This window comes from Streptomyces sp. NPDC042002, assembly GCF_055588305.1.
The window spans coordinates 507,242-516,573 of sequence record NZ_JBVJCT010000003.1; the positions used below are offsets into that span (position 1 = coordinate 507,242).

The window sequence follows — 9,332 nt, forward strand, 5'->3', positions numbered from 1 at the left end:
AGACACAGCACGATGCGCATCGGAGTTCTCACCGCAGGCGGCGACTGCCCTGGCCTGAACGCAGTGATCCGGTCGGTCGTGCACCGAGCGGTCACCAACTTCGGGGACGAGGTCATCGGCTTCGAGGACGGCTACGCCGGGCTCCTCGACGGCCACTACCGCACCCTCGACCTCAACGCCGTCAGTGGCATCCTCGCCCGCGGCGGCACCATCCTCGGCTCCTCCCGGCTGCAGCGCGACCGGCTCCGCGAGGCCTGCGACAACGCGCAGGACATGGCCCGCGAGTTCGGCATCGACGTGCTCATCCCGATCGGCGGGGAGGGCACCCTCACGGCGGCCCGGATGCTGGCGGACGCGGGCCTGCCCGTGGTCGGCGTGCCGAAGACGATCGACAACGACATCTCCGCGACGGACCGCACCTTCGGCTTCGACACCGCCGTCGGCGTCGCCACCGAGGCCATGGACCGCCTGAAGACCACGGCCGAGTCCCACCAGCGCGTGATGGTCGTCGAGGTCATGGGCCGGCACGCGGGCTGGATCGCCCTGGAGTCCGGCATGGCGGCCGGCGCCCACGGCATCTGCCTGCCCGAGCGTCCCTTCGACCCCTCCGACCTCGTCGCGATGGTCGAGGAGCGCTTCGCCCGCGGCAAGCGGTTCGCCGTCATCTGCGTCGCCGAGGGCGCGCACCCCGCCGAGGGCACCATGGACTACGGCCACGGCGCGATCGACCAGTTCGGCCACGAGCGCTTCCAGGGCATCGGCACGGCCCTCGCGTACGAGCTGGAGCGCCGCCTCGGCAAGGAGGCCAAGCCGGTCATCCTCGGCCACGTCCAGCGCGGCGGCTCCCCGACCGCGTACGACCGTGTCCTCGCCACCCGCTTCGGCTGGCACGCCGTCGAGGCCGCGCACCGCGGCGACTTCGGCAGGATGACCGCGCTGCGCGGCACGGACATCGAGATGGTGCCGCTCGCGGACGCGACCACCGAACTGAAGACGGTCCCGAAGGACCGGATGGACGAGGCGGAGTCGGTGTTCTAGTCCCCTCGGGGACGAGAACCGGGCCGGTTGGCGGGCCCCCGGCCTCGTGGCCGGGTGCCTCAGTACGTGCTTCTCGGGTACCTCAGTACGTGCTTCTGCGGACCGTCGACCAGAAGTGGTCGAGGACCCGGTCGAGGAATTCCCGGCCGGACTCGCCGGAGCCGGTGGCGGCCGAAACCCCGCCCCAGTTCAGTGTGGCGATCATCTGCCCCTGGTAGTCGGTGTGCAGCTCCTCCAGCGCGGTCTCCAGGAGGTGCCGGTCCAGGGGGACCACCTTCCCGATCGGGCGCACGTAGGCCTGCCAGCGCGTCGTCACGGCGCTGCGCAGCAGGTCGGTGAGCCGGCCGTCGCGGCCCGTCACGGTGATGAAGTCGGGCAGCGAGAGTTCCAGCGCCTCGGCGAGCGCGGTCGACTGCCGTTCGGTGCCGCGCCAGCTGTCGGACTCCTCCATCCGCTCGTAGGCGAGGAGTTCGATCCCGACGGCGTGTGCCACGTCCTCCGGGGTGAGATCGCGCGCGACGCGGTGTTCGCGCAAGGTGCGCGGGGCGCCTATGAGGTCACCCGCCGAGCACCACAACACGCCTGCGAGGGCGGTGAGTTCGGGGCTGCTCGGCGCGGTGATGCCGCGTTCCCAGGCGGTGACGAGATCGGGTGTGACGTACGGCAGCCCGTACGAGGCTCTCAGTCCGTACGCGACGTGCTCGGGCCCCATTCCGAGTGCCGCCCGCAGTCTTCGGGCGGCGGGGGCGTTGAAGGGCGGGGTGGGCTGTTGGGCTTGCGGTCGGTGCACGCGCACAAAGTATGGGTTTGGGGCGGCGATGACTACGGTCTGTTCAGCCATAATCACAGATCGTAGGAACATACGGTTTCGGCCGCGGCCTTGAATTCGCCGTACCGGAACGGGAGTTCACCGTTTCCAAGGACCGAGTGGGACCCGGGACGTACTCGCCCGACGAGGCGCCCCTCGGGTGCGAGCGCCCGCAGGACCGACGGCCCCGCCGTGATCTCGCCCGGCGGCTGCCCTGCCGCTGGGTCAGCCCTTCGCCCAGCGGTACTGCAACTCCGGCCGCCCGACTGCCCCGTACCGCGGAGCGCGGGCCGCCAGGCCCGCCTCCACCAGGTGCTCCAGATAGCGCCGGGCGGTGATCCGGGAGATGCCGACGGCCTCGGCGGCCTTGGCCGCCGTCAGCCCGGTGGCGTGGTCCCGGAGGGTGACGGTCACGCGTTCCAGGGTCGGCGCGCTCAGGCCCTTGGGCAGTGCGGCCGGACCCGGAGCCCGCAGGGCGGCCAGTGCGCGGTCCACCTCGTCCTGGCCGCTCGCCTCGCCGGACGCCGCGCGGAACTCCGCGTACCGGATCAGCCGGTCGCGCAGGGTGGCGAAGGTGAACGGCTTCAGCACGTACTGGACGACCCCGAGCGACACCCCCTCCCGTACGACCGCCAGGTCGCGCGCGGACGTCACCGCTATGACGTCGGCGTGATAGCCGGCGGCGCGCAGGGAGCGGGCGAGCTGGAGGCCGTGCGTGTCCGGCAGGTGCAGGTCGAGCAGCAGCAGGTCCACGGGCGTACGGTCCAGCGCGCGGCGCGCCTGCGCACCCGTGTGGGCCTTGCCGACCGACGTGAAGCCGGGGACCCGGCCGACGTACATGACGTGCGCGTCGGCGGCGACGGGATCGTCCTCGACGACGAGCACACGGATCGGATCGCTCATGCGCCGCCTCCAGGCAGAACGGGCTCGGACGGCCGGGTGGACCGAGTGGGCCGGGGCGCCTGAGCGGGCCGGGGTGACGGGGACGTCCGGAGGGACCCGGACGGAACGGAGCCGGTGGGTACGGAGCCGGTGGGTACGGGCTCCGTGCCCGCGGTCGTGGCCGAGTCCGGGCCCGGGGCCCGGTTCGGGGCGGAGCCGGAGTCCGCGGGCGGCGCCGGGAGCGGTAGCCGTACTTCGAACTCCGCTCCGCCGTCGGCTCCTTCGCGTACCTCCAGCGTGCCCGCGTGGCGGCTCACCGTCTGCCGGGCGAGGGCCAGACCGAGGCCGCGGCCACCGGGGCCCGCCGGTTTCGTGGACCAGCCGCGACGGAAGACCTGCTCGGCGTGGGCGGGGTCCACCCCGGAGCCGGTGTCGGCGACCCGCAGCACCAGGGCGGAGTCGTCCGTGAACGCCGTCACCGTGACGCGGGCGCCCACCGTGCCCCGCGCCGCGTCCATCGCGTTGTCGATCAGATTGCCGAGGACGGTGACCAGGTCACGCGCGGAGAGCGAGGCCGGGAGCAGTCCGTCGTCGATGCCGCTGTCCTCGGAGACCACGAGCTCCACACCGCGCTCGTTCGCCTGCGCCGCCTTGCCCAGCAGCAGCGCGGCGAGGACGGGTTCGCTGACCGCGGAGATCACCTCGTCGGTGAGGGCCTGCGCCAGCTCCAACTCGGCGGTGGCGAAGTCGACGGCCTCCTCGGCGCGGCCCAGTTCGATGAGGGAGACCACCGTGTGCAGACGGTTCGCCGCCTCGTGCGCCTGCGAGCGCAGCGCCTGGGTGAAACCGCGCTCCGAGTCCAACTCGCCCGTCAGCGCCTGGAGTTCCGTCACATCGCGCAGGGTGGCCACCGTGCCCCGGCGTTCGCCGCCGGACACCGGGGAGGTGTTCACCACCAGCACGCGCGTGTCCGTCAGGTGGACCTCGTCCACCCGGGGCTCCGCCGACAGCAGCGCGCCCGTCAGCGGTGCGGGCAGCCCGAGTTCGGCCACCGAACGGCCGACCGCGTCGTCCGTCACGCCGAGCAGCTCCCGCCCGCCGTCGTTCATCAGCGCCACCCGGAACTGCCCGTCCAGCATCAGCAGCCCCTCGCGCACGGCGTGCAGCGCGGCCTGGTGGTAGTCGTGCATACGGCTCAGCTCGGCCGCGTTCATGCCGTGGGTGGATCGGCGCAGCCGGGCGTTGATGACGTACGTGCCGACACCGCCCAGCAGCAGCGCGCCCGCCGCGACCCCGATCAGGGCCGTGACCTGGTCCTGGACGCGTTCGCTGATCGCCTGGACCTTGATGCCCGCGCTGACCGCGCCGATGGTCCGCTCACCGTCCTGGATCGGGGTGACGGCACGCACGGAGGCGCCGAGGCTGCCCGTGTACGTCTCGGTGAAGGACCTGCCCGCCAGTGCGGGCCGGAAGTGCCCGAGGAAGTGCTTGCCTATCAGCTTCTCCTCGGGGTGCGTCCAGCGGATGCCCCTCGGATTCATGATCGTCACGAAGTCGACGCCGGTGTCCCGCTGCACCCGTAGCGCGTACGGCTGGAGTTCCCCGGTGGGGTTCGCGGTGCCGATGGCCGCGTGGACGGACGGGGCGTCGGCGACCGAGCGCGCGACGGCCATCGCCTGACGGCCGGCGGCCTCCTCGGCCTGGCTGCGGTCGCTGACGTAGGTGAACAGCGCGTACCCGGCGACGAGGACCGCGATCAGCACGGCCTGCATGCCGAAGAGCTGGCCGGCCAGGCTGCGGGGCCGCGGGACACGGGGGAGACGCATGCCGTTCAGTGTGCCTCGCCCGGACGGGTGCTCTTCCGGACGACGGGAACCCGGATGGCTTTGCCGGGGAACGGAAGCCGGGCCACGCCATCCGAATCCGACGGAGTGAGCCGAACGGCTCTTCCGGGGCGCGTGGAACGAGGGGGGACATCCGGGCCCCGGGACCGGACGGCTGGCCCGGGGCGCGTGAACTCAATGAACGGAATGGTGACCGCCCTCACATGCCGGGAGATAGTCCCCTCATCCCCCCGGGAGTCCACGCCTCCCGGTTTCCCCGGACGTGAGCCGCACGCCGGGTTCCGCCGGACGTGAGCCGCACGCCGGATGATGCCGACGACGTCGTCAAGGAGGGCAGCCGTGGCCAGCACGCCGCAAACGGCACCTGCCGCACCCGCCGCCAAGCGGGACCGCACGCACTATCTGTACATCGCCGTGATCGGCGCCGTGATCCTCGGGATCGCGGTGGGCCTGATCGCCCCCGACTTCGCCGTCGAGCTCAAGCCCATCGGTACGGGCTTCGTGAACCTGATCAAGATGATGATCTCCCCGATCATCTTCTGCACGATCGTGCTGGGCATCGGCTCGGTCCGCAAGGCCGCCAAGGTCGGCGCCGTCGGCGGTATCGCGCTCGGCTACTTCCTGGTCATGTCGCTGGTCGCGCTCGCCATCGGTCTGGTCGTCGGCAACATCCTGGAGCCGGGCAGCAGTCTGGCGATGACCGACGCGGTCAAGCAGGCCGGCCAGGGGCAGGTGTCCGCGGAGGCGCTGCCGCCGGTCGACTTCGTGCTCTCGATCATCCCGACCACGATGATCTCGGCGTTCACCGAGGGCCAGGTCCTGCAGACCCTGCTCGTCGCGCTGCTCACCGGGTTCGCGTTGCAGGCCATGGGGCCGGCCGGACAGCCGGTCCTGCGGGGCGTGGAGCACATCCAGCGGCTCGTCTTCCGTATCCTCGCGATGGTCATGTGGGCGGCCCCGCTCGGGGCCTTCGGCGCCATCGCAGCCGTCACCGGTTCCGCCGGCCTGGACGCGCTCAAGAGTCTCGCCGTGCTGATGCTCGGCTTCTACGTCACCTGCTTCCTCTTCGTCTTCGTCGTGCTCGGCGCGGTGCTGCGCGTGGTGACGGGTCTGAACATCCTCACGTTCCTGAAGTACCTGGGCCGGGAGTTCCTGCTCATCCTGTCCACCTCGTCCTCCGAGTCCGCGCTGCCGCGGCTCATCGCGAAGATGGAGCACCTGGGCGTCGGCAAGTCGGTGGTCGGCATCACCGTCCCGACCGGCTACTCCTTCAACCTCGACGGCACGATGATCTACATGACGATGGCCTCGCTCTACATCGCCGACGCGATGGGCAAGCCGATGTCGGTCGGGGAGCAGATCCCGCTCCTGCTCTTCCTGCTCGTGGCGTCCAAGGGGGCGGCGGGCGTCAGCGGGGCGGGCCTCGCCACGCTGGCCGGCGGCCTTCAGTCGCACAAGCCCGCCCTGGTGGACGGCGTCGGACTCATCGTCGGCATCGACCGCTTCATGAGCGAGGCACGCGCGCTGACGAACTTCGCCGGCAACGCCGTGGCCACGGTCCTGATCGGCACCTGGACGAAGGAGATCGACAAGGAGCGGGTGGCCAGGGTCCTCGCCGGAGAGCTTCCCTTCGACGAGAAGACCCTGCTGGACGACGCCGGCACCTCCGCCGCCACAGCCGCCCCCGCCGATGTCCACGGCGACGTACCGGAGCAGGGCGGCGAGAAGGAACCGGCCACGGCGTAGCGGCCCCTCAGACGCCGGGCGGCCGGGCATCCCCCCCACGGGCCCGGCCGCCCGGTGCGCCGATGAAGGCGACCGAGTCCTCGGAGGTCCCTGACTCCTCCGAGGACTCAGTCGCTCAGCTTCGCCACGAGTTCGGTGGCGCGTGAGGCGGGTACGCCCGCCGCGGTCAGCATGGTGACCGTGGCGGAGCTGCCCGCCTCCTCCGCCGCCAGGAGCCCGTCGTTCACCGCCTCCATGAGGGCGAACAGGGTCTGCTCGTGCACGTACGCCAGCGCGTTCGGGGGCAGCGGCGACGCGAACACGCCCTGTTCCAGGCCGCGTCGGAGGATCTCCGCACAGGCCTCGCGGACCGGCGTGAGGCGTTCTCGGATGCCCTGCATGGTGACACTGCGCTGGGCGAGGGCGACCAGCAGCCGGTAACGGTCGGCGATCTCCCAGACGGCCAGGGTCGAGCGGGCCAGTGACTCGGCCGGGTCCGCGACCCCTTCGCGGCCCGCCGCGTGCGCCGCCGCGACCGCCGCCACGGCCTCGTCGGTCAGGGTGCCGACCAGCGCCTCGCGGCTGGGGAAATGCCCGTACACCGTACGCCGTACGACACCCGCCGCCCGGGCGATCTGGTCCATGGACGCGTCGGGGTCACGCAGCAGTTCGGCGAGCGCGACGTCGAGGATGCGGCGGCGGTTCACATCGGCGCGGCTCGGGTTACCCGTGGTCATGGCTGCCATTCTGCCCGCCCGTCGGGCGACCTCCCGTCCTGCGGTCACGGGGTCTCCACCTCCTTCGTTTGCACAGCCCTGTGCAATCTCGTATATTGCACAGCGTTGTGTAATTGCACTCCACTGTGCAAGTCCTGAAGCGCAAGTCCTGGTGCGGACGGATCTCCGTACCCGTCGACGAAGGAAGGGCGACCGTAGCCATGCGTCTCGTCATGAACGAACCGGTCGAGAGGATGGACCGGCCCTACCCCAGGCGGTGGTGGGCGCTGCTTGTGCTCTGCCTGAGCCTGCTGATCATCGTGATGGCGAACACCGCCCTCACGGTCGCGGCTCCCGACATGACCCAGGACCTCGGCCTGTCCAGCGCCGACCTGCAATGGGTCATCGACGGCTACACCGTCCCGTACGCCGCGCTGATGCTGCTGCTCGGCGCCATCGGGGACAAGTACAGCCGGCGCGGCGCGCTCATCCTGGGGCTCGTCGTCTTCGGCGGCGGCGCGGTCGCCGGTTCGCTCGTCGACAGCTCCACCGGGGTCATCGCGGCCCGCGCCGTCATGGGTGTCGGCGCCGCGCTGATCATGCCCGCCACGCTCTCCCTGCTCGCCGCGACCTTCCCGCGCGCCGAGCGGGCCAAGGCGATCGTCCTGTGGACCGCCACCGCCGGACTCGCCATCGCCGCCGGGCCGTTGGTCGCCGGCGCCCTGCTGGAGAACCACGGCTGGTCCTCCACGTTCCTGATCAACGTGCCGATCGCCGTTCTCGCCATCGTCGGCGCCCTCGTCCTCGTACCGCCGTCCAAGGCCGCGCACCACAACCGCATCGACTTCGTCGGCGGGCTGCTCTCCGTCGTCTGGATCGGCTCGCTGGTCTACATGATCATCGAAGGCCCGCACTTCGGCTGGGGCGTGAAGGCCGTGACCGCCGCGGTGGTCGCCGGGGTCGGGCTGGTCCTCTTCGTCCTGTGGGAGCTGCGCCACCCGCGCCCCGTCATCGACGTACGACGTTTCGCCCAGCGCCGTTTCGCGGGCTCGAACCTCGCCGTCGCCCTCTTCTTCCTGGCCGTCTTCGGCGCCTTCTACTACCTCACCCAGCACCTCCAGTTCGTCCTCGGCTACGACGCGCTGGACACCGGAGTACGGATGCTGCCGCTCGCCGGCGCCGTCTTCGTGGGCTCGGCGCTCACCGGGTACCTCACTCCGCGCATCGGCATGAAGTTCACGGTCACCGCGGGCATGGTCGGCGGCACGACGGCGCTGGCGCTGCTCACCCGGGTGGACGCCTCCTCGGCGTACGGCGACTTCGTGCTGCCCCTCGTCATCCTCGGCCTCGCCATCGGACTCGCGCTCTCGCCCTGCACGGACGCCATCATGGGCGCCTTCCCCGAGGCCGAACTGGGCGTCGGCGGCGCGGTCAACGACACCTCGCTGGAGCTCGGCGGCTCGCTCGGCATCGCCATCCTCGGCTCGGTGCTGGCGAGTTCGTACTCCTCGCACCTCGCGGACGCGACCGCGGGCAGCAAGCTCCCGGCGGGCACCCTGGCCACGGCCCAGGACTCGGTGGGCGCCGGATACGCCGTCGCCCAGGGCATCGGCGACAAGGCCCGCCAGATCGGCGAGCAGGCGGCGCATTCGGCCAGCCCCGAGCAGGCCGCCCAGTTGAAGGCGCAGGCCGGCCAACTCGCCCACGGCGCACGGCAGATGGCGGACGCGGTCGGCTCGTCCTTCTCGCACGCGGTGGCGCACACCAGCCTCGTCGGAGCGGTGATCCTGGGCGTGGGCACGGTACTGGTGGCGGTGCTGCTGCCGGGCAAGGGCCGTACGGGGGCCGAGAACGAGGCGGGGAACCCGGCCGACACGGAGCCTGGGACCGAGTCCGGTACCGAGTCCGGTACCGAGTCCGGTACCGAGTCCGGTACCGAGACCGAGACCGAGACCGAGACCGAGCCCGAGACCGAGACCGAGACCGAGACCGAGACCGGCCCCGAGGCCGAGAACAAGGCAGAGGCCGGGAGCGAGGCCGACGCTGAGGGCGAGGCCGGGAGCGAGGCCGACGCCGAACCTGAGGCCGAGGCCGGGAAGGCTGCCGAGCGGGAGGGCGACGGCGCGGCCGAAGGACACGGCGGTGGTCCGGCCGGAACCGTGACCCCCCGGGCCGCCGTCTCGTAGAACATGCACTACCGTGGGGGGGGGGGGGGGGAGGGGGGGGGAGGGGGGGGACAGGTTGTGGGGGGCAAAAAGAACGGAAAGCCAAACGGGCAGGAATGAACGCGCGCCGTGCGGTCCAACCACACACCCGACC

At 71.5% G+C, this 9,332-nt stretch carries 7 protein-coding genes; 3 read left to right on the top strand and 4 right to left on the bottom strand.

The window, feature by feature from the left end:
- The first annotated feature begins 12 nt into the window (after positions 1 to 12).
- Positions 13 to 1,038, top strand: coding sequence for an ATP-dependent 6-phosphofructokinase (locus ACZ6KY_RS07615; RefSeq protein ID WP_469309373.1), 1,026 nt, complete (start codon positions 13 to 15; stop codon positions 1,036 to 1,038).
- Positions 1,039 to 1,120: 82 nt separating this feature from the next.
- Here the strand turns inward: ACZ6KY_RS07615 and ACZ6KY_RS07620 are convergent, their stop codons facing one another.
- The 3 genes from ACZ6KY_RS07620 to ACZ6KY_RS07630 form a co-directional block, all read right to left on the bottom strand.
- The gene (locus ACZ6KY_RS07620) at positions 1,121 to 1,750 is read right to left on the bottom strand and encodes a helix-turn-helix domain-containing protein (protein ID WP_469309410.1); all 630 of its coding nucleotides are present in this window, start codon (positions 1,748 to 1,750) and stop codon (positions 1,121 to 1,123) included.
- A 321-nt stretch (positions 1,751 to 2,071) separates the two neighbouring features.
- Positions 2,072 to 2,749 (bottom strand): response regulator, encoded by a 678-nt coding sequence (locus tag ACZ6KY_RS07625; protein WP_469309374.1) that lies wholly within the window; start codon positions 2,747 to 2,749, stop codon positions 2,072 to 2,074.
- The gene (locus tag ACZ6KY_RS07630) at positions 2,746 to 4,554 is read right to left on the bottom strand and encodes an ATP-binding protein (protein WP_469309375.1); all 1,809 of its coding nucleotides are present in this window, start codon (positions 4,552 to 4,554) and stop codon (positions 2,746 to 2,748) included. Before ACZ6KY_RS07630 ends, ACZ6KY_RS07625 begins: the two co-directional genes overlap by 4 nt.
- 327 nt (positions 4,555 to 4,881) lie before the next feature.
- Here ACZ6KY_RS07630 and ACZ6KY_RS07635 point away from each other — a divergent pair, with 327 nt between their 5' ends.
- Positions 4,882 to 6,318 (top strand): cation:dicarboxylate symporter family transporter, encoded by a 1,437-nt coding sequence (locus ACZ6KY_RS07635; protein WP_469309411.1) that lies wholly within the window; start codon positions 4,882 to 4,884, stop codon positions 6,316 to 6,318.
- Between the two features lie 107 nt (positions 6,319 to 6,425).
- Here ACZ6KY_RS07635 and ACZ6KY_RS07640 read toward each other — a convergent pair whose 3' ends face one another.
- On the bottom strand, positions 6,426 to 7,043 hold the full coding sequence (locus tag ACZ6KY_RS07640) for a TetR/AcrR family transcriptional regulator (protein WP_469309412.1): 618 nt from the start codon (positions 7,041 to 7,043) through the stop codon (positions 6,426 to 6,428).
- Between the two features lie 191 nt (positions 7,044 to 7,234).
- Here ACZ6KY_RS07640 and ACZ6KY_RS07645 point away from each other — a divergent pair, with 191 nt between their 5' ends.
- Positions 7,235 to 9,199 carry an MFS transporter gene (locus ACZ6KY_RS07645; protein ID WP_469309376.1) on the top strand — a complete coding sequence of 655 codons (1,965 nt, stop codon included), beginning with the start codon at positions 7,235 to 7,237 and terminating at the stop codon, positions 9,197 to 9,199.
- The last annotated feature ends 133 nt before the right edge of the window (positions 9,200 to 9,332 follow it).